This is a genomic window from Streptomyces rishiriensis, assembly GCF_003112535.1.
Classification (GTDB): domain Bacteria; phylum Actinomycetota; class Actinomycetes; order Streptomycetales; family Streptomycetaceae; genus Streptomyces; species Streptomyces rishiriensis.
Genome location: NZ_BEWA01000012.1, coordinates 372,538 through 396,396 on the forward strand (window position 1 = coordinate 372,538; position 23,859 = coordinate 396,396).

Consider the following 23,859-nt stretch of genomic DNA (forward strand, 5'->3'; position numbering starts at 1 on the left):
GCGGGACCAACTGCGCGCGCGGCGCGCAGCCCCGGACGGACGGATTCGACACGCGTGACGGAGCAGCCCATCTCCTACGAACGCCCCCAGGGCGTCGACCCCACGGACCCCCGTGGGGCACTCCTGCACACCCCGGCGGCCGCGCCGGGTGCGGCCGCGTTACCGCCCGACGGCTCGGGTACGACGACCTGCGGAAAGGGCGGAAAGGGCACCATGGGCGGCCAGGGAGCTGCGGGAAAGGATGCGGCGGCCGGTCCGGAGGCGGGTTCCGGGACCGAGCACTCCCAGCCGTCCGCGTCCACCGAACCGGACACGCATCGGCCGCGCCCCGCGCCCGAGGCCATCCCGGCCCAGCCGGGCGCCGAGGTGCGCCCCGAGCGGGGGCCCGGCGGGCAGGAGCGGCGCGGCGGGATGGCGGTGACGCCCGGCCGGCCCACACCGATGCGCCGGGACGGGGACCGGCTGCGTTTCGTGGGCGCGGCGACCCGGCGGATCGCCCGCGGTCTGGACCTCGACGAGATCGTGATGGGGCTGTGCCGGGCCACCGTGCCGACCTTCTCCGACGCGATCCTGGTCTATCTGCGCGATCCGCTGCCGGTGGGCGACGAGCGGCCCGCGGCGGACCGCATCATGCTGCGGCTGCGCCGCACCGACCGCATCCCGGAGGAACGGGACACCGAGACGGGCTTCGCCGCGCTGGCCCTGCCGCCTCCGGAGCCCGGGGAGCTGACCGCCGAGCTGTCGGCGTCGGTCGGGGACATGTGCGAGGTGCGGCCCGGCGGAGCGCTCGCGGAGGTGCTGCGCGGGGTGCGTCCGGTGTTCGCGGACAATCCGGCCGCCCGGGCCGCTCTGCCCGAGCTTCTGGGCGAGGAGAGCACCCTGGTCGTCCCGGGCGGCCAGCGGGCCGTCCTGGCCCCGCTGCGGGGCCGGCGGCGGGTGATCGGCGCCGCGGTGTTCCTGCGCCGTCCCGAGCGCCTGCCGTTCGAGAACGACGACCTGCTGGTGGCCGCCCAGCTCGCCACGCACAGCGCGCTCGGCATCGACAAGGCGGTGCTGTACGACCGTGAGGCGTACATCGCCGACGAGCTGCAGCGCACGATGCTGCCGGAGACCCTGCCGCGCCCCACGGGCGTACGGCTGGCGTCCCGGTACCTGCCGGCGGCGGAGACCGCCCGGGTCGGCGGCGACTGGTACGACGCCATCCCGCTGCCCGGCAGCCGGGTCGCGCTGGTCGTGGGCGACGTCATGGGGCACTCCATGACGTCGGCGGCCATCATGGGGCAGCTGCGCACGACGGCCCAGACCCTGGCCGGGCTGGACCTGCCGCCGCAGGAGGTTCTGCACCATCTCGACGAGCAGGCCCAGCGGCTGGGCACGGACCGCATGGCGACCTGCCTGTACGCCGTCTACGACCCGGTCGCGCACCGCATCACCATCGCCAACGCGGGGCATCCGCCGCCCGTCCTGCTGCATCTGGGCGGCCGGGCCGAGGTGCTGCGGGTGCCGCCGGGCGCGCCGATCGGCGTCGGCGGGGTCGACTTCGAGGCGGTGGAGCTCGACGCGCCCGCGGGGGCGACGCTGCTGCTGTACACCGACGGTCTGGTGGAGTCCCGGCTGCGGGACGTGGCGACCGGCATAGAACAGCTGCGGGAGAAGCTCGCGGCGACCGCCCAGCTGACCGGACCCGACCACCCGCCGCCGCTGGAAGCCCTGTGCGACGAGGTGCTCGACATGCTCGGCCCGGGTGACCGGGACGACGACATCGCGCTGCTCGCCGCCCGGTTCGACGGGATCGCGCCCAGCGACGTGGGGTACTGGATCCTGGAACCGGAGGACGCGGCGCCGGGGCGGGCTCGCCGGCTGGCCCGGCGGGCGCTGTCCCGTTGGGGCATGGAGGACATGTCCGACTCGGTCGAGCTGCTGGTGAGCGAGGTCGTCACGAACGCCGTGCGGTACGCCACGCGGCCGGTCACCCTGCGGCTGCTGCGGACCGACGTGCTGCGGTGCGAGGTGGGGGACGACGTCCCACAGCTGCCCCGGCTGCGGCAGGCCAGGGCGACCGACGAGGGCGGGCGCGGGCTGTATCTGGTGAACCGGCTCGCCCGGCGCTGGGGGGCCACGCGGCTCAGCACCGGCAAGGTGGTCTGGTTCGAGCTGAACCGGACCTGACGGACCCGCACAGAAGCACGAAGCAGGCGCGCGAAGCAGGCGCGCGAAGCAGAGCGCCCAGCACATGCGTGAAGGGGGCGCCCGGAGATCTCCGGGCGCCCCCTTCACTGTTTCCCGCCGCCGGCCACGGCGTCGCGCTACTGGCCGAAGAGCGGGTTGCCCGGATCCCCCGATCCACTGGAGGGGGAGCTCGTGCCCGGGTCGGGCGAGATGTCGCCCGACGGTGAGCTGGACGGGGACGTGCTCGGCTTCGGCGACGAGGACGGCGACGTGCTCGGCTTCGGCGACGAGGACGGGGACGTGCTCGGCTTCGGCGACGAGGACGGGGACGTGCTCGGCTTCGGCGACGAGGACGGCGACGGGGACGCCGTCTGGACCGCCGCGCCCTGCTCGGTCTCCAGGTCGAACTTGGTGACCTTGGTGGAGACACCGAAGGTGTAGGCCGCCCAGATCTGCGCCGGGAAGCCACCGCCGTTGATCCGGCCCTTGCTCGTGGTGATGCCGGTCGTCGCGCCGGTCAGCGTGACCTGGGGGTGCGGGGGCTTCGCGGACTCGCCGAACAGGCCGACCGAGGTGACGAGGTCGGGGGTGTAGCCGGTGAACCAGGCCGACTTGTTGTTGTCGGAGGTGCCGGTCTTGCCCGCGACCTTCTGGCCCTTGCGCAGCGGGTTGTCCCGCACGGAGATCTTCGCCGTGCCGTCGTCGACCACGCCGGTGAGCACCGAGGTGACCGAGTCGGCCGCCTCACGGTCGATGACCTGCCCGCCCACGGGGGCGGTGTGCCGGAAGGACGGGTGGGCGCTGTTCTCGGCCGACTTGATGAGCGCCGGGGTGACCTTCTTGCCGTGGTTGTCGAGGGTGGCGTAGACGGCGGCCATCTGCAGGGGGCTCGCGCCCATGGTGCCGAGGGTCTGGGCCGGCACGGCCTTCAGGTCCTTGGTGTGCATGCCGAGCTCGTCGGCGACCTGGAGCACCTTGTCCATGCCGACGTCCACGCCCATCTGCGCGAAGACGGAGTTGATGGACTTGTTCAGCGCCGTCTGGACGGTGACGGGACCGTAGTCCTGGTCGTCCTCGTTCTCCGGGGCGAAGCCGATGTCGCTGCCGACGACCGGGCGCTTGCTGGTGCCGTCGTAGATCGTGTTGGCGGTGATCTTCTGGTCGTCCTGGGTCACGGCGTTCTCGTCGAAGGCCGCGGCGAGGATGACCGGCTTGAAGGTGGAGGCGGGCTGGTAGTCGGTGCGGGTGGCGTTGTTGAGGTAGTGCTCGGTGTAGCTCGTGCCGCCGTACATCGCCTCGACCGCGCCGGTCTTCGGGTTCACCGACACCGCTCCGGCCTGGACGTCGCCGTCGACCGGGCGCTTCTTCTTGTTCAGCTTGCTGGTGAGCTGTTCCTTGACCGCCGTCTCCAGCGCCTTCTGCTTCTTCTTGTCGATGTTGAGCTCTATGGTCCAGCCGCCCTTGCGGACCAGGGCCGCGGCCGACTCGTAGTCGTCGGCGACGCCCGTCGTGACGAGCTGGTTGGCGAGCTCGGCGTTGGCCGCGTCGACCAGGTAGCCGATCTGGCCCTGCTTCCCCGGGGCGGCCTTGGGGTCCTTGGGGATCGGGAACGTCATCTTCTCGCGCTGGGACTTGTCCAGCCATTTCTGGCCGACCATGTTGTCGAGGACGTAGTTCCAGCGGGCCTGGACCAGCCGTTTGCCGGTGTCGGAGGCGGCGGCCCAGTCGTACTGGCTGGGCGCCTGGAGCAGCGCGGCCAGGTAGGCGCCCTGCTCGACCTTGAGGTCCTTGGCGTCGACGCGGTAGTAGGCCTGGGCGGCGGCCTGGATGCCGTAGGCGCCGCGGCCGTAGTAGCTGGTGTTGATGTACCCGGCGAGGATGTAGTCCTTGTCCTTCTCCCGGTCCAGCTTGAGGGAGATGACCAGTTCCTTCAGCTTGCGCGTGACGGTCTGTTCCTGGGACAGGTAGTAGTTCTTGACGTACTGCTGGGTGATCGTCGAGCCGCCCTGCGCGCCCTTGCCCATCAGGGTGTTGAGGACGCCGCGGGCGGTGCCCCTGAGGTCGATGCCGTTGTCGTTGTAGAAGGACTTGTTCTCGGCGGCGACGAAGGTGTGCTGGACGGCCTTGGGGATCGTGGCGAGGTCGACGTTCTCCCGGTTGACGTCGCCGTCGCGGGCGAGGAGCGCGCCGTCGCCGTACTTGTAGACGTTGCTCTGCAGGTCGGCGTCGGGGTTGCCCGCGGGGATCGGGGTGCTCACGTACAGCCAGATGAAGGCGCCGATGACGGCGATGGCGAAGCCGAGGAACGTGCCGAGGATCTTCTTCCAGGTGAAGAGCCGGCGTATGAAGCTCTTGTCCTTCTTGCCCGCCTTGCCCGCCCTGCCCTTCGCGCCCCGGCCGGCCTTCTTCGCGCCCTTGCGGGCCGCCGCGCGGCCGCCGGGCGCGGGCGCCGTGGCGGTCGCGGTCGCGGTCCCGGCGGTGGCCTCGCGGGCGGTGGGCGCCGCCGACTCCGTCTCCGTCGAGCGGTTCCTGGGCGCCGCGCGGCGGCCACCGCGCTGTCGCGCTCGTCTCTCTTCCGCTCGTCCCATGAGTCCGCTCGCTCCGCTTCCTACTCGGCAGTCACACCAGTGCCCGGGGGCAGGGGCAGGTCAGCTCAGAAAGCTAACACCGCTGTCTATGACGAGGCGCAGTCGATCCGGTCTTCGGAGGGCGTGAGAATCAGCACCCCGCCCGGCGGAACCGGTGCGACGTCCCCACCGATTCGACGTTCGAGAGGAGCGCAGGGTTGCCATCTCGCACATAAGTGATATCACTTAGATAGACAGCCGATCGCTCAAAAGACTGCTGACGGCTGCTGACGAGAAACGGGGACCCGCCATGTCCGTACACGACCCCTCGGCTCACGACGCCTCGACGCCCGGCCCCTCGGCCGCCACCCGCGCCGTCGCCGAAGCCGTCGACGCACCGGAGATGCCCGCCCCGCGCGTGACCGAGTTCCCCGCGCACAGCGTGGGCGGCGGGCTGGCGCTGCTGCTCGGTCTGGCCGGGCTGCTGGCCGGCGCCGGGATGATCGCCACGGCCACCGCGGTGACGGCGGACGGCCTCAAGGCGGCGCTGATCGTCTTCGGCGTCCTGGTCGCCCTGGCCGCGTTCCTCGCGATGTGCGGACTGAACACGGTGGCGCCCGGCGAGGCGCGCGTGGTGCAGCTCTTCGGCCGCTACCGGGGCACCATCCGCGAGGACGGCCTGCGCTGGGTGAACCCCTTCACCTCCCGCGAGAAGATCTCCACCCGGGTCCGCAACCACGAGACGGCCGTCCTCAAGGTCAACGACGCCTACGGCAACCCGATCGAACTCGCCGCGGTGGTGGTGTGGAACGTGCGGGACACCGCGCAGGCCTCCTTCGAGGTGGACGACTTCCTGGAGTTCGTCGCCACCCAGACCGAGGCGGCCGTCCGGCACATCGCCATCGAGTACCCCTACGACTCGCACGACGAGAACGGGCTCTCCCTGCGCGGGAACGCCGAGGAGATCACCGAGAAGCTCGCCGTCGAGCTGCACGCGCGCGTGGAGGCGGCCGGCGTGCGGATCATCGAGTCCCGCTTCACCCACCTCGCGTACGCTCCCGAGATCGCTTCGGCGATGCTTCAGCGGCAGCAGGCCGGCGCGGTGGTCGCGGCGCGCCGGGAGATCGTGGACGGGGCCGTCGGCATGGTGGAGGCCGCGCTCGGCCGCATCGCCGAACAGGGCATCGTCGAACTGGACGAGGAACGGAAGGCGGCGATGGTGTCCAACCTGATGGTGGTGCTGTGCGGGGACCGGGCGCCCCAGCCGGTGCTGAACACCGGGACCCTCTACCAGTGACGGATCCCTCCGGGGGCGCAGCCCCTCCAGGCCGGCCGCAGCGCAAGCAGGTGCTGCTGCGGCTGGATCCCGCGGTGTACGAGGCGCTGGCCCGATGGGCCGGTGAGGACCTGCGGTCCGCCAACGCGCAGATCGAGTTCCTGCTGCGGAGAGCCTTGAAGGAGGCGGGCCGGCTGCCCGGCGACACCGGCCCCCTCCCCCGCCGCGGCCGCCCCCCGGGCGGCTCCGCCCCCCGGCCCCCGACGCCCTGACAGCCCGGCCGCACGGGCGGGAGCGGGGCTGGCGCGGGACCGCCGCACGGGCGGGAGCGGGGCGGGCGCGGGACCGCCGCACGGGGCGGGCGCGGGACCGCCGCACGGGGCCTGTTGCGAAACGGTGACAATGGACTGTCACCTGCGGAGCCGTACCCCCCGCTGCCACCTGCGCACTCCGCGTATACACGGCGGGTATACACCGCATGTACAGTCCTCGCATGTCCATCGGTCACACCCTCCTGGGACTCCTGGAGTCCGGGCCCCGCCACGGTTACGACCTCAAGCGGGCCTTCGACGAGAAGTTCGGTCACGACCGGCCGCTGCACTACGGCCAGGTCTACTCGACGATGTCGCGTCTGCTGAAGAACGGGCTCGTCGAGGTCGACGGCATCGAGGCCGGCGGCGGCCCCGAGCGCAAGCGGTACGCCATCACCGACGCCGGGATCACCGACGTCGCGCAGTGGCTCGCCACGCCCGAGAAGCCCGAGCCGTATCTGCAGTCCACGCTCTACACGAAGATCGTCCTGGCGCTGCTCACCAACCGCGACGCCGCCGACATCCTCGACACCCAGCGCTCGGAGCACCTGCGCAGCATGCGCATCCTCACCGACCGCAAGCGCAAGGGCGATCTCGCCGACCAGCTGATCTGCGACCACGCGCTGTTCCATCTCGAAGCCGACCTGCGCTGGCTGGAGCTGGCCGCCGCACGTCTCGACAAGCTGAAGGCGGCGATGCACGCGTGAACGCTCCCGGGGGATCCCTGCTCGTCGCCGAGGATGTGCGCAAGGCGTACGGCCCGACCATGGCGCTGGACGGCGCCGAGTTCTCCATCCACCCCGGCGAGGTCGTCGCCGTGATGGGCCCCTCCGGGTCCGGCAAGTCGACGCTGCTGCACTGCCTCGCCGGCATCGTGACGCCCGACTCCGGCTCGATCATGTACAACGGCCGGGACCTCGCCACCATGAGCGACGCCCAGCGCAGCCAGCTGCGGCGCTCGGAGTTCGGCTTCGTGTTCCAGTTCGGCCAGCTCGTGCCCGAACTGACCTGCGTGGAGAACGTCGCGCTGCCGCTGCGGCTGAACGGCACTCCGCGCAAGCAGGCCGAGCGCACCGCGCTGGACTGGATGCAGCGCCTGGAGGTCGACGACCTCGGCAGGAAGCGGCCCGGCGAGGTCTCCGGCGGGCAGGGGCAGCGGGTCGCCGTGGCGCGCTCCCTCGTCACCAACCCCCGGGTGCTGTTCGCCGACGAGCCGACCGGCGCGCTGGACTCGCTCAACGGCGAACGCGTGATGGAGCTGCTCACCGAGGCCGCCCGCACGGCCAACGCCGCCGTCGTCCTCGTCACGCACGAGGCACGGGTGGCCGCGTACTCCGACCGCGAGATCGTCGTACGCGACGGCAAGTCGCGCGACATGGAGCGCGTCATATGAACCTGCGCCAGTGGTCCAGGGACCTGGGCCTGGGGGTCAGGTTCGCCTTCAGCGGCGGGCGGGAGGGCTGGATCCGGGCGGTTCTGACGGCTGTCGGCGTCGGCCTCGGGGTGGCCGTGCTGCTGCTGACGACCGCGGCGCCCAACGCGCTGGAGGTTCGCCACGACCGTGAACAGGCCAGGCTGGACTGGCCGTTCGGCGAGCCGCCGGCCAAGTCCGACAAGACCCTGCTGATCGCGCAGTCCGACACCACGTTCCGCGACAAGGACATCCGCGGCCGGCTGCTGGAGCCGGAGGGCGCGGGCGCCCCGCTGCCGCCCGGCGTGAGCCGGTTCCCCGCGGAGGGCGACATGTTCGTCTCGCCCGCGCTGAAGAGGCTGCTGGCCGCCGACGACTCGGCGCCGCTGCGGGAACGGCTGCCGTACCACGTCGTCGGGACCATCGGGGAAAACGGGCTGGTCGGCTCGCAGGAGCTCGCCTACTACTCGGGCGCCACCGGGCTGACCATGCACGTCAACGGCGGCGGCGCGGTGAGCCGGCTGGAGACGTTCGGGAACCCGAACCCGTCGCACGAGCAGACCGACCCGGTGCTGCTCCTGCTGATCCTCGTGGTCATCGTGGTGCTGCTGATGCCCGTCGCGGTGTTCATCGCCGCGGCGGTGCGGTTCGGCGGCGAGCGGCGCGACCGCAGGCTCGCGGCCCTCAGACTGATCGGTTCCGACAGCCGGATGACCCGGCGCATCGCGGCGGGCGAGGCGATGGCCGGCTCCCTGCTGGGCCTGGTCCTCGGCACGGTGTTCTTCCTGGCCGGCCGTCAGCTGGCGGGTTCCGTCGAAGTGGTGGGCGTGAGCGTGTGGCCCAGCTACCTCGACCCCTCTCCCGCGCTGGCCGCGCTGGTCGTCCTGGCGGTGCCGACGGCGGCGGTGCTGGTCACCCTCTTCGCGCTGCGCGGTGTGGTGATCGAACCCCTCGGAGTGGTGCGCACCGCCAAGCCCGCACGGCGTCGCCTGTGGTGGCGGCTGCTGCTGCCCCTGGGCGGCGTCGCGATGCTCTACCCGATGATCGGGCAGGGCCACGCCAACGGCGACTTCAACCAGTATCTGGTGAGCGGCGGCGTCATCCTGATCCTCGTCGGCATCACCGCACTGCTCCCCTGGCTCGTGGAAGCGGTCGTCAGCCGGCTCGGCCCGGGCGGCGTCGCCTGGCAACTGGCGGTACGGCGTCTGCAGCTGAGCAGCGGCACGGCGGCCCGGATGGTCAACGGCATCGCGGTGGCGGTGGCCGGGGCCATCGCGCTCCAGATGCTGTTCGCCGGCGTGGACAGCGACTACACCAAGGCCACCGGTAAGGACCTCAGCCGGGCGCAGATGCAGGTCGGGGTGCCGGACGGCGCGCCGCTGGCCCCTACCGCCCGGAAGTTCGCCGAGACCAAGGCCGTCCGCAAGGTGACGGCGCTGTGGGAGGGCTACCTCGGCGACGCTTCCTGGAAGACCGAGAACGGCCCGAACACGCTCGGCGCGCTGGCCGTGGGCGACTGCCCGGCCCTGCGCGAGCTGGCGAAGCTGCCCTCCTGCGAGGACGGCGACACGTTCGTCCTCGACGGCGGCGGAATCTCCGCCGACGGTCCGAATCTCAACAAGCCCGGCAAGAAGCTGTACTTCGAACAGTCCTCCGACGACCACAGCCCGGACGTCCTGTGGACCGTCCCCCCGGGCGTCAAGCAGGCCCATTCGGTGAAGGGCCTGACCGACTGGGAGCGGGACGGCTTCCTGATGACGCCGAGCGCGCTGCCCAAGGCGGCCGAGAAGCGGGTCAGCGGGGAGATCTACCTCTCGATCGACGAGTCCGTGCCGGACGCCTACGAGTACGCCCGCAACACGGCGTTCCGGGTGGACCCGCTGTCCCAGCCGATGAACTGGACGGCCACCCGGCAGGACACGAAGTTCAGTTCCATCCGCACCGGGCTGCTGGTCGGCGCGGCCGCCGTGCTGGCGCTGATCGGGGCGAGCCTGCTGGTCTCCCAGCTGGAGCAGCTGCGCGAACGCAGGAAGCTGCTGTCGTCCCTGGTCGCCTTCGGCACCCGGCGGCGCACGCTCGGGCTGTCCGTGCTGTGGCAGACGGCGATCCCGATCGTGCTGGGGCTGCTGCTGGCCGCGACGGTGGGGATCACCCTGGGCGCGGTGCTGCTGCGGATGACGGACACGCCGGTGGACGTGGACTGGCCGAGCGTGCTGGCGATGACCGGCATCGGCGCGGTGGTCGTCCTCCTGGTGACGCTGCTGAGCCTGCCGCCGCTGCTGCGGCTGCTGCGGCCGGACGGGCTGCGCACGGAGTAGCCGCCGCCCGCCTCGGTCGCCCGGTCCGGTCCCTCCCCCGCTCGGGGAGGGACCGTCCGCGTTCACAGCTGGTACTCGCGCACCACCCTTCGCACCTGGGCGAACAGCATGCCCACGTTGACCGACTTGCGGCACACGACCACCGCGACGACGTCCTGCTGCTCGGTCATCCGCACGAACAGGTGAGTGAGGTTGTCGCTGTTGACGAGGATCTCCTGGAAGAAGTGGTTGTCGCTCTGGACGCCGCGACGCTCCTTGAAGACGTCCTCGATCATCACCACCGTGCGGCCCTGGAACAGGTCGAGCGTCGCGCCCGCCAGCAGGTCCAGGACCTCGGGCGGATGGTTGTCGACGGTCTCGTAGGACAGCAGCATGCCGGTGGACATGTCGACGACGCCGGAGGCGACGCAGTCGGGGGCATCCGTACGCAGTGACTTGACCAGGCCCATCACCTGATCGGAGAAACCGGGGGTCATACGCTTCGTCGCCATCCCTTCAGACTCCTTCGGCGGCTTTCCGGGTGAGGATCAGATCGATGCGGCGCAGGGCGGGCTGGGTCGCCGTGTGCAGGCGCTCCACGTCCATGCCCTCGTCGCCGAGCACGACCATCAGCGCGGTGTCGCCCACCGCGTAGAACGCGGCGCAGCCGTGGCTGCCGTAGGCCACCGTGCGGTGCAGGGCGCCGCGGGCGGTCGCCTCGGAGGTGCGGCGGGCGAGGCCGAGGCCGGCCGCGGCGAGGGCGGCGAGGCCCTCCGGATCGATGGAGTCGGCGGTGTCGGCGGCGATGAGCAGTCCGTCGGCCGCCGCCACCGCGGTGTCGGTGATGCCGGTCACCTGCTCGCGCAGGCCGCGCATCTCCCGCGCGAGGGCTTGGTGGTCCATGTGTGCAACTCCCCTGTCTTGGATCGCATGTGACCGTTCTTCTGTCTGTGGGGGTCTGTGCGTGGGGGCGGGTGCGTGGGGATGGGTGCGTGGGGACGGGTGCGTGGGGACGGGTGCGTGGGGACGGGTGCGTGGGGACGGGTGCGTGGGGACGGGTGCGTGGGGACGGGTCATCTCGCCGTGGGGTTCCGCAGGCGGAAGAACTCCTTCCAGCCGGTGCCGCCGTTCGGTTCCGGCGTGAGGGCTTCGTTGATGCCGCTGGCGCCGGGCCGTCGCCGGGGCAGCGCCGACGCGTCCGGGCCCGGCGGCGGTCCCTGCGGCGGCGCGGCGGGCGTCGCCGGTTCGCGGGGCCCCAGTCCGCCGCCGTCCGCCGGCAGCAGGACCGGGATCGGGTGGGGCTCGTCCACGCATTCCAGGAGCCCCTCGCCCAGCATCCGGGCCACCTCGACGGTGACGGTGTAGACCCCGCGTCCGGTGCGGAAGGCGAGGTCGCGGGCGGTGCGCCGGCCGTCGGCGTGCGCGAGCAGCTCGCACCGCAGGTCGCCGAGCCGGGTCGCCGCGCAGGACACGGGGGCGGGCGTGGGCCGCTCCCGGTCCGGGCGTACGGGATACGGCAGCGCCAGCAGCGCGCGCAGCTTGCGGGACGCCTCCTGGAGCAGCCGGGTGGGCGGTTCGCCGACGGCGACCGCGGCGGGCGGGGGCCCGGCCGCCGGACCGCGTTCGCAGCCGTCGACGCTGCCCGCGACGACCGCGAACGCGGCGTCCTGCAGGGACATCGCGCAGACCACCCGGAGCTGGGCGGCCCCCGCGTAGCCGTGGGCGATCAGCCCGGCGGCCGGCCAGCGCGCGCCGCCGGACTCGCGCACCAGAGCGGCCCACTCCTCGCCGCCGATCCGGCCGGAGCGCAGCAGCAGCGCCTCGGGGCCGGGCGCGCCGGGCGACTCGACGGCGACGACCAGGCCGCCGTGGAGATGGAAGGCGCCGCCGGGCGAACCGGACACGCGCACCTCCCCGGTGAAGCCGTCCCGGCCGCACGCGGCGAGGTCGCGTGCCAGCAGCTCGTAGCCCGACATCACTCCCCTTGGGCCTCTCGCACACACGCCTGACGCGTAGCGCTGAGGAGGGAATGTGTATCAGCCGGCGCACACGGCCCGGCGCGGGATTTCCGACCTGCCCCCCAGCTGACGGAAGTTGCTCCACCGGCGAGCCCAAATCGCTCTGCGGAGACGCTATTTGACCGAGTGGCGCGCCTTGGCGGACTTCACTCCCCGCCCCCGAGCACCCGCACCGGAAGCGGCCGCAGCGCCTCCCGGAGGGCGTCCGCCAGCTCCCGGTGCTCCGCCCCTCTCGCCGCTCCCGTGCGCATGGCCAGGGCGATGCGGCGGGCGGGCGCGGGGTCGGCGAAGGAGCCGGTGAGCAGGTGCGTGCTGCGGCTGGTCTCGACGGTGACGGCGGTGCGCGGCAGGAGCGTGCAGCCGAGGCCGCCGGCGACGAGCTGGACGAGGGTGGACAGTCCGGCCGCGGTGGTCGTCACCGGCGCGTCCTCGCGGCCCGCCTCGCGGCAGATGTCCAGCGCCTGGTCGCGCAGACAGTGCCCTTCGTCGAGGAGCAGCAGTTTGAGCTCCCTCAGGGCCTCGCGCGCGATGCCCTCGCGCCCGCCGAGCTCATGACCGAGGGGCGTGACCAGCACGAAGTCCTCGTCGAACAAGGGGAGTTCGACGACGCCGGGGACGCCGAGGGGGACGGCGAGCAGCAGCAGGTCGAGCCGTCCCGTGTGCAGGCCGTCCACGAGGCCGGCGGTCTGCTCCTCGTGGACCTGGAGGTCGAGGTGCGGGTAGCGCTCGTGGACCAGCCGCAGGACGGTCGGCAGGAGGTAGGGCGCGACGGTGGGGATGACGCCGAGGCGCAGCGCTCCGGCGAAGGGGGCCCGTACCGCCTCGGCCTCCTCCATCAGGGCCTCCACCTCGCCGAGCACCGCCCTGGCCCGGACGACGAGCCGCTCACCGGCCGGCGAGAGCAGCACCTTGCGGGTCGTACGCTCGAGAAGGGTGACCCCGAGGGCCTCCTCCAGGGCCGACACGGCACCGGACAGGGCGGGCTGGCTCATGCCGATGGCCGCGGCCGCGTCCCGGAAGTGCAGGTGCTCGGCTACGGCCGTGAAGGCCCGGAGCTGGGACAGACTGGGCGGCCGCCTCCTGGCCCTCGCATTACCTACAGTCACTGATAACTACCTCCGATCAACTCAATCGAGTTTAGCCATTTCCTGAATCAATGCACCCTGTGCCACGATCGGCGTCGTCCAACCCAAGGGAAGTGTCCGCGATCCGGACACTTCCTCGCTGCAAGGAGAGCGTGTGCTCACTGTCGGTGACAAGTTCCCCGAGTTCGAACTGACCGCCTGCGTCTCGCTGGACAAGGGTGCGGAGTTCGAGCAGATCCACCACAAGTCCTACGAGGGCAAGTGGCTCGTGGTCTTCGCGTGGCCCAAGGACTTCACCTTCGTCTGCCCGACCGAGATCGCCGCGTTCGGCAAGCTGAACGAGGAGTTCGCCGACCGCGACGCGCAGATCCTCGGCTTCTCCGGCGACTCCGAGTTCGTCCACCACGCCTGGCGCAAGGACCACCCGGACCTGACCGACCTGCCGTTCCCGATGCTGGCCGACTCCAAGCACGAGCTGATGCGCGACCTCGGCATCGAGGGCGAGGACGGCTTCGCCCAGCGCGCCGTGTTCATCGTGGACCCGAACCGCGAGATCCAGTTCACGATGGTCACCGCGGGCTCCGTCGGCCGCAACCCCAAGGAGGTCCTGCGGGTCCTGGACGCCCTGCAGACCGACGAGCTGTGCCCCTGCAACTGGACCAAGGGCGAGAACACCCTCGACCCGGTCAAGCTGCTGGCCGGGGAGTGAGCTGAGATGTCCCTCGACTCCCTGAAGTCCGCGATACCGGACTACGCCAAGGACCTGCGGCTCAACCTCGGCTCGGTCATCGGCAACTCCGAGCTGCCGGCGCAGCAGCTGTGGGGCACGGTGCTGGCGACCGCGATCGCCTCGCGCTCCCCGATCGTGCTGCGCGAGCTCGCGCCGGAGGCGAAGGCCAACCTCTCGCCGGAGGCCTACACCGCGGCCAGGTCGGCCGCCGCCGTGATGGCGATGAACAACGTCTTCTACCGCACCCGCCACCTGCTCTCGGACCACGAGTACGGCAACCTGCGGGCCGGGCTGCGGATGAACGTGATCGGCAACCCCGGCGTCGACAAGATCGACTTCGAGCTGTGGTCGTTCGCGGTCTCCGCGATCAACGGCTGCGGACTGTGCCTCGACTCCCACGAGCAGGTGCTGCGCAAGGCGGGCGTCGAACGCGAGACCGTCCAGGAGGCCTTCAAGATCGCCTCGGTGATCCAGGCGATCGGCGTGACGCTGGACGCGGAGGCGATCCTCGGCGACTGACGTCCGGCGACCACGGGCCGACGGCCCGGGCCGGTGCGACGACGAGGCCCCGCTCACCTCGAGGGTGAGCGGGGCCTCGTCGTCGTCAGGCGTCCGCGGCGGGGGCCTCCGCGGCCGGACCGGGCTCCTGCGCGGCGCCGCTCGCCGCAGCCGCCGTCACGGGGGCCACGTCCGATGCCGTGGCCCCTCTCGGGCGGGGTGCGTGCCGGAGGGTCTGCTCGCGGGAGTAGGTGTGCAGATAGCCCACCACCGTGTTGGTGACGGCCACCAGCGGCACCGCCACGATCGCGCCGCCGATGCCCGCGACCATGCCGCCCGCCGCGACCGACAGGACCACCGCCAGCGGGTGGACGCGCACCGCCCGGCCGAGGATGAACGGCTGCAGGATGTGGCCCTCGATCTGCTGCACCGCCAGCACGACCACCAGCGTCATCACGGCCGCGAAGACGCCCTGGGTGACCAGCGCGACGACGACGGCCAGCGCGCCGGAGGCGACCGCGCCGACGAGCGGGATGAAGGAGAACAGGAAGATGAAGACGGCGAGCGGGACGGCCATCGGCACGTTCAGGAAGTAGATGCCGAGGCCGATGAAGATCGCGTCGATCAGCGCGACGATCACCGTGCCGCGCACATACGCCGTCAGCGTCGCCCAGGCCCGCGGACCGGCCCCCGCCACGCCGGGCCGGGCCGCGGCCGGGACCAGCTTGAGCGTCCACTCCCAGATGCGCCGGCCGTCGTAGAGCAGGAACAGGGTCGAGAAGAACGCCAGCAGGATGCCGGTCAGCGCCTCCACGACGACGGTGACGCCCTCCAGGCCCGCCGAGGTGATCGAGTCGGTGTTGTTCCCGATCGCGTCCCGCAGGTTCTGGGCGATCCCGTTGATCTGCTTGTCGGTGACGTGGAACGGGCTGTTGAGCAGCCAGCGGCGCAGATCGTCGATGCCGCCCTGGACCTGGTCGGAGAGGTTGTCGATGTTCGCCATGACCTGCCAGGTCACGAACCAGCCCATCAGGCCGATGACGACGAACCCGAGGATCGCCGTCAGCGCGGTGGCGGCCCCGCCGGGCACGCCGGCCCGCTTCAGCCGGGCCACCGTGGGCTGCAGGAGCGCGGTCAGCAGCAGGGCGACCACGAAGGCCATGACGACCAGCTGGACCGCGCTGATGACTCTTATCAGCACCCAGAGGGTCCCGGCGAGGACCAGCAGCCGCCAGCCCGCCTCGGCCGCGACCCGGACCCCCCACGGCACCGCGTGCGCGGGGTCGGGGCGCTGGACCGCAGGCATGGATTCCTGGGGGAACGCCTCGGGGGAGGGCGCGGGTGCTTCGGGCGACGCCGGTTCCGGTTCGGCGCCTTCCCGCTCGACCTCGACACGGCGCTCGTCGAGCCGCTCACTCATCTCGCTCAGACCGGCGCCGAGCCGGCCGAGCCACCCTGGCACTCGCGACATGATCCGTCCTCTTCCCCCGTCTCTCCCCACCACTCCCCCTGGAGTCGTCGGTCCCGGCCCGTCCGACCGTACAGGGCGACAGCCCCTCCCCCTATGACGGGGAGGGGCTGTGCAGGGTTGAGCGGTGCCGCGGCGGCCCCGGCTCGGGACCACGGGCCGTCAGTAGGAGCTGTTGGCCTGCCAGTAGTCCCAGGCGTCGCAGGGACTGCCGTAGCGCACGTTCATATAGTTCAGGCCCCACTTGATCTGGGTGGCCGGATTGGTCCGCCAGTCAGCGCCGGCGGACGACATCTTGGAGCCGGGGTAGGCCTGGACGAGGCCGTAGGCGCCGGAGGAGGGGTTGACGGCCTTGTAGTTCCAGCCGGACTCGTGCTCCACGATGTTGCTGAAGCACTGGAACTGCCCGCCGGGAACGATCTGCCGGGCGATGGCCTGGACCTCGGAGGCGGAGTACGACCCCTGCTGGACGAAGGTGGCGCTGCCCGAGGCGGACTGCGTCTCGGTGGCGGCCTTCGTCTGGGCGCGCTCCTTGGCCTCCTTGGCCTCCTTCTCGGCCTCGGCCTTGGCCTTGTCCACGGCGGCCTGCTGCTTGGCCACCGCGTCCTTCGCGGCCTGCTTGCGGGCCGTCTCCTCCGCCGTCTTCTTGGCGGTGGCGTCGGCGGCGGTGGCCTGGACGTCGGCCTGCTGGCTCAGGGAGGCGGTCTGGACCTCGACCTGCTCGCCTACGGGTAAGTCGGCGAGCAGCGTCGAGCCGCCCGTCGCCTGGGCGTCGTCGACGGGGTGCAGGGCGTTGCCCTGGGCGACTCCCACGACGGCGCCGACGGTGGTGACCGCGGTGGCCGAGGCCACGGCGAATCCCCTGGCGGATATCGGGCTCACTCGGATTCCTTCTGCTGTGTCATCAGATGCATCAGATGAAGGGGGACGGCGGCCGGGAGCCGCCCGCGCTCAGTACCAGTGGTTGGCCTGCCAGAACGACCACGCCTCACAGGGGCTGCCGTACCGGCTGTCCATGTAGTTCAGGCCCCACTTGATCTGGGTGGCCGGGTTGGTCTGCCAGTCGGAGCCGGCGGACGCGTACTTGCCGGCCGGCAGCGCCTGGAAGAGGCCGTAGGCGCCGGAGGAGGCGTTGACCGCGTGGTAGTTCCAGCTGGACTCGTGGTCCACGATGTTGCTGAAGCACTGGAACTGGCCGCCCGGGACCATCTGCGCCGCCATCGCCTGGATCTGCGAGGTGGAGTAGGAGCTCAGGATCGGGAAGTCGCCGGCGCTGCGGCTGGCCTTGGTCTTGGCCTCCGCGCGCTCCTTGGCCGCCTTCTCGGCGGCCTCCTTCTTCGCGACCGCCGTCTCGGCCGCGGCCTTGCGGGCCGCTTCCTCGGCGTCCTTCTTCGCGCCCTCGTCCGCGGCGATGGCCTGGTAGCTGGCCTGCTGCGTGAGGGACGCCGTCTGCACCTGGGCCTGCTGGCCCACGGGCAGGTCGGCGAGGAGCGTCGCGTCGCTCGCCGTCGCCTCTGCGTCGTTGGGCTGCGCGACGCTGCCCGAGGCAACACCGACGACGCTTCCGACAGCGGTGACCGCCGTGGCCGAGGCCACTGCGAATCCCCGGACCGAGATCCGGCTCACACGGTTTTCCTTCCAGCATCGTCCGCTTCGTTGACCCTGGCGGACGCGATCGTGCCCTTGACGCTGGTCTCCGAACTGCGGGGTCACAGGAGACGCGGGCCCGATGGGCAACTCCCGGAAGGGGAGCGCCGTGTGGTGCTCGGGCGGCATACGACGGCGCTATGGAGTTGAACAGTGGTGCAAGTGGGTTTCCGTACCCCTGGGGGTACAGGTGTGCCGTATGCGGGGCCTGACAGAACCGAGACTCTGCCGTAACCCGACACCGCAAGGCAATTCCGAGTTGCGTGTGAAAGCTCACACCTCTGGAGACCCCAGGGATTTCGCGAAACCCCCACACGCGTCGGCGCCGCCCGACTAGGCTCACAGCCTTTGTCGAGCGGCGCCAACTACCGCCGGGCCCCGATGCGTTGGGGCGGGTCGATCAGATCTGCCCATCCTCCAGCATTTCGGTCACAAGCGCCGCGATCTGGGACCTCTCGGACCGGTTCAGCGTGACGTGCGCGAAGAGCGGATGCCCCTTCAGTTTCTCGACGACGGCCACCACGCCGTCATAACGCCCGACCCGCAGATTGTCCCTTTGTGCGACATCGTGGGTCAGAACGACCCGGGAATTCGAACCGATCCGGGACAGAACGGTGAGCAGCACGTTCCGTTCGAGGGACTGCGCCTCGTCGACGATCACGAAGGCGTCGTGGAGGGAGCGGCCGCGGATGTGGGTCAGCGGCAGGACCTCCAGCATCCCGCGTGCGGTGATCTCCTCGATGACCTCGCGGCTGGTGACCGCGGACAGCGTGTCGAAGACCGCCTGGGCCCAGGGGCCCATCTTGTCGGCCTCGGAACCGGGCAGATAGCCCAGCTCCTGCCCGCCCACCGCGTACAGCGGACGGAAGACCATCACCTTCTGGTGCTGACGGCGCTCCAGGACCGCCTCCAGGCCCGCGCACAGCGCCAGCGCCGACTTGCCGGTGCCGGCCCGGCCGCCCATGGACAGGATCCCGACGTCCGGGTCGAGCAGCAGGTCGAGCGCGATGCGCTGCTCGGCGCTGCGGCCCTTGATGCCGAAGGCCTCCCGGTCGCCGCGCACCAGCCGGACGCTGCCGTCGGCGGTGACCCGGCCCAGGGCCTTGCCACGCTCCGACTGGATGGTCAGACCGGTGTGCACGGGAAGGTCGGCGACCTCGGGCACGTACAGACGGCCCTCCTCGAAGAGGATGTCCACCTGTTCGCCGGCCAGCGTCAGTTCGGACATCCCGGTCCAGCCGGAGGAGCCCGTGATGGCGAGCTCGGCGCGGTACTCCTCGGCGAGGAGCCCGACCGAGGACGCCTTGATCCGGAGCGGCAGGTCCTTCGACACGACCGTGACGTCGAATCCCTCGGCCTGCAGGTTGCGGGCCACCGCGAGGATGCGGGAGTCGTTGTCCCCCAGGCGGTAGCCGGTCGGCAGCACGCTGGGGTCCGAGTGATTGAGCTCGACACGGACGGTGCCGCCGAGTTCCCCGATCGGGATGGGGGCGTCGAGGCGACCGAACTTCACCCGGTAGTCGTCCAGCAGGCGCAGGGCCTGCCGGGCGAAGTAGCCGAGCTCCGGATGGTGCCGCTTGGCCTCCAGTTCCGTGACCACGACGATGGGGAGCACGACCTCGTGCTCCTCGAAGCGGGTCATGGCGTTCGGGTCGGCCAGCAGGACGCTGGTGTCGAGAACATAGGTGCGCCGGTCTGGCATACGGCGCTTTGTGCTGGTCACCACGGAAGGACGTACCCCCTCGGATGAGGTCGGGGAGCGACGGAGTGGAGCTGGGCCGGTACTCGGCCGCCCTGCACGGGCCGAGAACCGGCCCCCCGCTGCTTGTTCCGTGCCGTGACCGCACGGTCGGGCTGGTGCAAAGGGCCTCCCGGGCGGACGGCCCCGTGCCGCCCGCTGAGATCCGACACCCGTGGTTCGGGCGTCGGCCTGCTTGGCTTATGCCCTCGAAAACGCGCCGCCATGCCACGGCATATGACGGCGCACCGGTGAACTCCACGTTACGTCCACCCCGAAGGGGGTATCCGGAACCCCTTTGGGGGAGTCCGCGCGGGTGTGCGCCTCAGCCGCCGTAACGCCGGTGGCGGGCCGCATAATCGCGCAGCGCCCGCAGGAAGTCGACCTTGCGGAAGGCCGGCCAGAAGACCTCACAGAAGTAGTACTCCGCGTGGGCCGTCTGCCACAGCATGAATCCGGACAGCCGCTGCTCGCCGCTGGTGCGGATCACCAGGTCGGGGTCGGGCTGGGCGCCGGTGTAGAGGTGGCGGCCGATGAGGTCGACGCTGACGGAGTCGGCGAGGTCCTCCATCGAGGTCCCCTTGTCCGCGGCGTCCACGATCATCGAGCGCACGGCGTCGGCGATCTCCTGGCGACCGCCGTACCCGATGGCGACGTTGACCAGTATTCCCTCGACGTGGGCGGTGGACTCCTCGGCCTCCTTCAGCGCGGTCTGCACATGGGAGGGAAGGATGTCGGCGGTGCCGACGTGGTGGACGCGCCAGCGGCCGTCGGCGGCGAGGGTGCGCACGACGTCCTCGATGATGCCGAGGAGGGGGACGAGCTCTTCCTGGGGACGGTCGAGGTTGTCCGTCGACAGGAGCCAGAGGGTGACCACCTCGACGTCCGTCTCGGTGCACCAGCCGAGGAACTCCTCGATCTTGTCGGCGCCGGCCCGGTGACCGTGCTCGGTGGTGGAACCCGCGGCCTTCGCCCAACGCCGGTTGCCGTCCATGATGACGCCGATGTGCTTGGGCACCTGAGCGTGGTCCAGGTGACCTTCCACCCGGCGTGCGTACAGCCTGACCAGAAGGCCGCGCAGCTTGTCGCGCAGGTTCACGTGATTGTCAGCCCCTCCGTACGGTGCGGTCCCCGCGGGGCGCAGCCTACCCCCGTGGGGACTTGGGCAAAAAAACGGGCCGGTCCGTGGGGGGGAGACGGACCGGCCCGAGGGGGGGTTTCCACCATAACCCTTCGTAAGTGATGCTGCGTGCATCGGCGCGCCACAACTACTCTCCGGAGTCGCTCGACGACGCCCCGGTGACGATTCCAGGCATGGTTCCTGGGTGGTTCATGGCCGGAACACAGCTGATTCGCAGGGGAGCGGACCCCGATACCGAAGAAACTTCAGGTTTCGCGGCGATTCGGGGCCTGCCGGCCACCCGTCCACCCATCCCCCTGACGGGCTAACCCGGCCAGGAACGCCCGCTTGACGAACTCGGTGGAGACCGAAGCCGCCCCGATCCGGACAGAAGGGAGCCCACCGACTGCATCCGGCCGCTTCACCTGCGACGTGCCTCGATGAGATGGCGGGCGCTGTGGGCGACGAACGGGCCGTCGGCCTGGATCCGCTCGTGCAACGCGCGCAGCCGGGGCCGGTAGGCCTCCACCGTGAAGCCGGGAACCATCCACACCACCTTGCGCAGGAAGTGGACGACCGCGCCGACGTCGTGGAACTCGACGCGCAGCCGCTCCGCCCGCAGGTCGACGATCTCCAGCCCCGCAGCCTCCGCCTCCGCGCGTTCGCGGTCGGGGTGGCGGCCGGAGCTCACCTCCCCCGGCTGCGGTCCGAGGAAGTACTCCACGAGCTCGAACACGCTGCGCGGGCCCACGTGTTGGGCGAAGTAGGTCCCGCCGGGCCGCAGGACGCGGGCGATCTCGTGCCACAGGGGCCGCACCGGATGCCTACTGCTGACCAGGTCGAACGAGGCGTCCGCGAAGGGCAGCGGGGCGTCCTCCGCGGTCGCGACGACCGCGATGCCGCGCGGCCGCAGCAGCGCGGTGGCCTTGGCGACGTTCGCCGGCCAGCCCTCGGTCGCGACGGTGAGGACGGGGGCCTTGGGGGCGGCCCGGCCGAGGGCGAAGTCGAGGACCTCCCCTCCCCCGGTCTGCACGTCGAGCGCGGCGCTCGCGCCCGCCAGCCGCGCGGCCAGCGACATCGCGTACCCCCAGGAGGTCCGCGCCTCGGTGGCGCGTCCCTCGAACCAGGAGAAGTCCCACCCCTCGGTCGGAACGGCCGCCCCTTCGGCGAGCAGGTCCTCGAACGAGCCCCGCACCCCGCCGCCCGCGCCGTCGCCGGTCCGGCCGTCCGCGCCGTCCTGCCCGCCGCCCCCGGCGCCGTCCCTGTCGTCCATACGGCGATCGTGGCAGAGGGGCGGCGGGGACGCCGTCGATTATCGGGACCGCTCGTATCGCAGCAGCACGACTCCGTTGCCGAAGGTCTGGGACCCGGTGAGGTGGAGCGCGGTCTCGGTGGCGGCGCCGGTGTGCGGGAAGAGCGGCTTGCCCCGGCCGATGAGCACCGGGTGGACGTAGACGCGCAGTTCGTCGACGAGGTCGTGCCGGAGGAAGGCGGCGGCGAGGTCCGCCCCGCCGAGCCCCAGGTCGCCGCCCGCCTGCTCCTTGAGCGCGGTGACCTCCTCGGGGACGACGTCCCGGACGATCGTCGTGTTCCAGTCGGCGTGTTCCAGGGTCCGCGAGTAGACGGTCTTCGGCATGTCGCGCCAGATGCCGGCGAACTCGGCCTCGGCGGCGGAGGCGTCGGGGTCGGCGTCGGCGGTCGGCCAGTAGCCGGCCATCAGCTCGTACGTGGTCCGGCCGTTGAGGAGCCCGCCCAGCCCCCGGATGAACGTGTTGAAGTGCTGGTGCAGTTCCTCGTCGACACGGTGCCAGGAGATGTCGCGGTCCGGACCCTCGATATAGCCGTCCAGGGACGTCGACATCATCAGGACGATCTTCCGCATGCGAGGGCCCCTTTTCGTCTCCCGGCTCGCTACCGTGCAGAGGGTAGCGACGCGGCCGAGGGGAGACGGGTATGGCGCGCTGGCGGGACGGGCGGGGCGAACTCCTGGTCGAGGAGGTCCGGGTGCCGTTGGAGATCGCCGCCTCCTACCGGGCCCGGACGAGAGGCCTGCTGGGACGGGACGAGGTGGACGGGGCGATGCTGCTGTCGCCGGCCGGCGGGGTGCACACCTTCGGGATGCGCATGCCGATCGACGTCGCGTATCTCGACCGCCGGCTCACCGTCATCGCGGTGCGCACCATGGCGCCGGGGCGGCTGGGACTGCCCCGGCTGCGGTCCCGGCACGTCCTGGAGGCGGCGGCCGGCGCGATGGCCGGGTGGGGACTGACGGCCGGGGTCCGGGTGCGGGTGTCCGCGTGAGGCTCAGCCCGCCGTGCGCGGGAACGTGACCTCCACCCGGCGGTTCTTCTTGCGGCCTGCCTCGGTCGAGTTGTCGGCGATGGGGTACTGCTCGCCGTAGCCGCGGACCTCGAAGGTGATGTCCGCGTCGTTCAACTGCCCCGCGAGCTGCGCCTGGACGGCGTCCGCCCGCTGCTTCGACAGGACGTCGCCGTGCGCGGAGGACCCCAGGTCGTCCGTGAAGCCGAAGACGCGGACGACGGTGGTGTGCTGCTTCTTGATCTCCTCGGCGATCGTGGCGATGCGGGACTTCGCCGCCGGGCCGAGCCGGGCGCTGTCCTTGCCGAAGAGGACCTCCGCCTGCAGGGCGAACGTCACGTCCGCGTTGGTGTCCTCACGGCGCTCGTCCCCCGACTCGTCCTCGACGACCTGCTTGATGTCGAGCACCTTGGGCGCGGCGAGGGTGCCGCCCTCGGGAAGCCGGAGGTCGGGATCGTTGGGGTCCACCTGCACGGGTGCGGTGGCGGTGGGCTCGGTGCCGGGCGGAACACTGGGCGAGGTGTCGGCCCGCACGACGGGAACGGGGGCGGCGAACACGACGGCGAGGGTGAGGGTGAGGAGGGCGAGGGTGGGGCGTGGGTTCATGAACGGCCTCACCCGGAGATCGCGATGTCGGCAGGCGCGAACATCGGCATCTGGAACGACACCTCGGAGGTGCCCGCGGGGGGTGCCGGGAACTGCATGAACACCGGCACAGAGTCTCCGGACTTGACGCTGGAGACGCCCGTGGTGGTCAGGGGCCTGCCGTCCGTGTCGCGGAGGACGTAGTAGCGCTTCTTCCCCTTGGAGTCCACCAGGGTCGCTCCGCCGAACGAACGGCCGTTCCTGATGATCTCGGTCTCGTTGCCGCTCAGTTGGGCGGGGATGGTCAGCAACTTCGCACTGTCGTTCTTCAGGTCCGCCGTCACGGTGACGAAGCCACCGGAGTCGCGCAGAGCGGAAGTGATCTGCAGCAGCAGGCCGCTGGGCCCCTTCAACTCGGCCAGGGGCTCGCCGGACTGCCCCTCCTGGGCGGTGGGCGCGGAGCCGTCTCTTTTCGACGCCGACGCCGACGCCGAGGCCGGGGGCTTGTCGTCGCCGCCGCCTCCGCCGCACCCGGCCACGCCGAGGGCCAACCCGACCACAGCAGTCAGTGCGGTCGTCCTCCTGACGGCCTTCGCCGTGAACCGCATGCTCATCACGCT

The 23,859-nt window shown here is 71.3% G+C and carries 23 protein-coding genes; 9 read left to right on the plus strand and 14 right to left on the minus strand.

Translation table 11 applies throughout. The features are described 5' to 3' along the window. The first annotated feature begins 54 nt into the window (after positions 1-54). Positions 55-2,169, plus strand: a complete 2,115-nt coding sequence (locus Sri02f_RS20975; RefSeq protein WP_109002850.1) for a SpoIIE family protein phosphatase — start codon at positions 55-57, stop codon at positions 2,167-2,169. Positions 2,170-2,306: 137 nt separating this feature from the next. Here Sri02f_RS20975 and Sri02f_RS20980 read toward each other — a convergent pair whose 3' ends face one another. After that, the gene (locus Sri02f_RS20980; protein WP_109002851.1) at positions 2,307-4,757 is read right to left on the minus strand and encodes a transglycosylase domain-containing protein; all 2,451 of its coding nucleotides are present in this window, start codon (positions 4,755-4,757) and stop codon (positions 2,307-2,309) included. Between the two features lie 289 nt (positions 4,758-5,046). Between Sri02f_RS20980 and Sri02f_RS20985 the strand changes: the two genes are divergently transcribed. From Sri02f_RS20985 to Sri02f_RS21005, 5 genes are all read left to right on the plus strand, one after another. Next, positions 5,047-6,033, plus strand: coding sequence for an SPFH domain-containing protein (locus Sri02f_RS20985; protein WP_373865110.1), 987 nt, complete (start codon positions 5,047-5,049; stop codon positions 6,031-6,033). Beyond that, the gene (locus Sri02f_RS20990; protein WP_109002852.1) at positions 6,030-6,284 is read left to right on the plus strand and encodes a type II toxin-antitoxin system antitoxin; all 255 of its coding nucleotides are present in this window, start codon (positions 6,030-6,032) and stop codon (positions 6,282-6,284) included. The genes Sri02f_RS20985 and Sri02f_RS20990 overlap by 4 nt, the downstream gene beginning before the upstream one ends. Before the next feature lie 221 nt (positions 6,285-6,505). Beyond that, a complete protein-coding gene (locus tag Sri02f_RS20995; protein ID WP_109002853.1) occupies positions 6,506-7,030 on the plus strand; it encodes a PadR family transcriptional regulator in 525 nt (174 codons plus the stop codon). After that, positions 7,027-7,716, plus strand: coding sequence for an ABC transporter ATP-binding protein (locus tag Sri02f_RS21000; RefSeq protein ID WP_109002854.1), 690 nt, complete (start codon positions 7,027-7,029; stop codon positions 7,714-7,716). The genes Sri02f_RS20995 and Sri02f_RS21000 overlap by 4 nt, the downstream gene beginning before the upstream one ends. Next, complete coding sequence (locus tag Sri02f_RS21005) at positions 7,713-10,052, plus strand: ABC transporter permease (protein WP_109002855.1); 2,340 nt, start codon at positions 7,713-7,715, stop codon at positions 10,050-10,052. The genes Sri02f_RS21000 and Sri02f_RS21005 overlap by 4 nt, the downstream gene beginning before the upstream one ends. Positions 10,053-10,114: 62 nt before the next feature. On the opposite strand, the gene Sri02f_RS21010 is transcribed toward Sri02f_RS21005, so the two are convergent. The 4 genes from Sri02f_RS21010 to Sri02f_RS21025 all read right to left on the minus strand — a co-directional run bounded on the left by Sri02f_RS21010 (position 10,115) and on the right by Sri02f_RS21025 (position 13,155). Then, a complete protein-coding gene (locus tag Sri02f_RS21010) occupies positions 10,115-10,543 on the minus strand; it encodes a hypothetical protein (protein ID WP_109002856.1) in 429 nt (142 codons plus the stop codon). A 4-nt stretch (positions 10,544-10,547) separates the two neighbouring features. After that, a complete protein-coding gene (locus tag Sri02f_RS21015) occupies positions 10,548-10,934 on the minus strand; it encodes a roadblock/LC7 domain-containing protein (protein WP_069768091.1) in 387 nt (128 codons plus the stop codon). Between the two features lie 170 nt (positions 10,935-11,104). Continuing rightward, positions 11,105-12,007 (minus strand): MarR family transcriptional regulator, encoded by a 903-nt coding sequence (locus Sri02f_RS21020; protein ID WP_109002857.1) that lies wholly within the window; start codon positions 12,005-12,007, stop codon positions 11,105-11,107. Between the two features lie 188 nt (positions 12,008-12,195). Next, positions 12,196-13,155, minus strand: a complete 960-nt coding sequence (locus Sri02f_RS21025; protein ID WP_109002858.1) for a LysR substrate-binding domain-containing protein — start codon at positions 13,153-13,155, stop codon at positions 12,196-12,198. A gap of 133 nt (positions 13,156-13,288) precedes the next feature. Between Sri02f_RS21025 and Sri02f_RS21030 the strand changes: the two genes are divergently transcribed. Then, positions 13,289-13,843: a peroxiredoxin gene (locus Sri02f_RS21030; protein ID WP_069768088.1), complete on the plus strand. Its 555-nt coding sequence runs from the start codon at positions 13,289-13,291 to the stop codon at positions 13,841-13,843. Positions 13,844-13,849: 6 nt separating this feature from the next. After that, a complete protein-coding gene (locus Sri02f_RS21035) occupies positions 13,850-14,383 on the plus strand; it encodes an alkyl hydroperoxide reductase (RefSeq protein ID WP_109002859.1) in 534 nt (177 codons plus the stop codon). Between the two features lie 85 nt (positions 14,384-14,468). On the opposite strand, the gene Sri02f_RS21040 is transcribed toward Sri02f_RS21035, so the two are convergent. The 7 genes from Sri02f_RS21040 to Sri02f_RS21075 form a co-directional block, all read right to left on the minus strand. Further along, positions 14,469-15,833, minus strand: a complete 1,365-nt coding sequence (locus Sri02f_RS21040; RefSeq protein ID WP_109002860.1) for an AI-2E family transporter — start codon at positions 15,831-15,833, stop codon at positions 14,469-14,471. Positions 15,834-15,992: 159 nt separating this feature from the next. After that, positions 15,993-16,712 (minus strand): aggregation-promoting factor C-terminal-like domain-containing protein, encoded by a 720-nt coding sequence (locus Sri02f_RS21045; RefSeq protein WP_109002861.1) that lies wholly within the window; start codon positions 16,710-16,712, stop codon positions 15,993-15,995. 69 nt (positions 16,713-16,781) lie between these two features. Further along, positions 16,782-17,456, minus strand: a complete 675-nt coding sequence (locus tag Sri02f_RS21050; protein WP_109002862.1) for an aggregation-promoting factor C-terminal-like domain-containing protein — start codon at positions 17,454-17,456, stop codon at positions 16,782-16,784. Between the two features lie 421 nt (positions 17,457-17,877). Next, entirely contained in the window at positions 17,878-19,203 is a 1,326-nt protein-coding gene (gene phoH2 / locus Sri02f_RS21055; RefSeq protein ID WP_109002863.1) for an RNA 5'-3' helicase PhoH2, read from the minus strand. A 337-nt stretch (positions 19,204-19,540) separates the two neighbouring features. Further along, positions 19,541-20,314, minus strand: coding sequence for an isoprenyl transferase (locus Sri02f_RS21065; RefSeq protein WP_109002865.1), 774 nt, complete (start codon positions 20,312-20,314; stop codon positions 19,541-19,543). A gap of 442 nt (positions 20,315-20,756) precedes the next feature. After that, on the minus strand, positions 20,757-21,608 hold the full coding sequence (locus tag Sri02f_RS21070) for a class I SAM-dependent methyltransferase (protein ID WP_109002866.1): 852 nt from the start codon (positions 21,606-21,608) through the stop codon (positions 20,757-20,759). Positions 21,609-21,647: 39 nt separating this feature from the next. Next, entirely contained in the window at positions 21,648-22,217 is a 570-nt protein-coding gene (locus Sri02f_RS21075; protein ID WP_109002867.1) for a dihydrofolate reductase family protein, read from the minus strand. A gap of 71 nt (positions 22,218-22,288) precedes the next feature. Here Sri02f_RS21075 and Sri02f_RS21080 point away from each other — a divergent pair, with 71 nt between their 5' ends. Next, the gene (locus Sri02f_RS21080) at positions 22,289-22,636 is read left to right on the plus strand and encodes a DUF192 domain-containing protein (protein ID WP_109002868.1); all 348 of its coding nucleotides are present in this window, start codon (positions 22,289-22,291) and stop codon (positions 22,634-22,636) included. A 3-nt stretch (positions 22,637-22,639) separates the two neighbouring features. Here the strand turns inward: Sri02f_RS21080 and Sri02f_RS21085 are convergent, their stop codons facing one another. After that, the gene (locus Sri02f_RS21085; protein WP_109002869.1) at positions 22,640-23,260 is read right to left on the minus strand and encodes an OmpA family protein; all 621 of its coding nucleotides are present in this window, start codon (positions 23,258-23,260) and stop codon (positions 22,640-22,642) included. Positions 23,261-23,268: 8 nt separating this feature from the next. Then, positions 23,269-23,853 carry a hypothetical protein gene (locus Sri02f_RS21090; RefSeq protein WP_109002870.1) on the minus strand — a complete coding sequence of 195 codons (585 nt, stop codon included), beginning with the start codon at positions 23,851-23,853 and terminating at the stop codon, positions 23,269-23,271. Between the last annotated feature and the right edge of the window lie 6 nt (positions 23,854-23,859).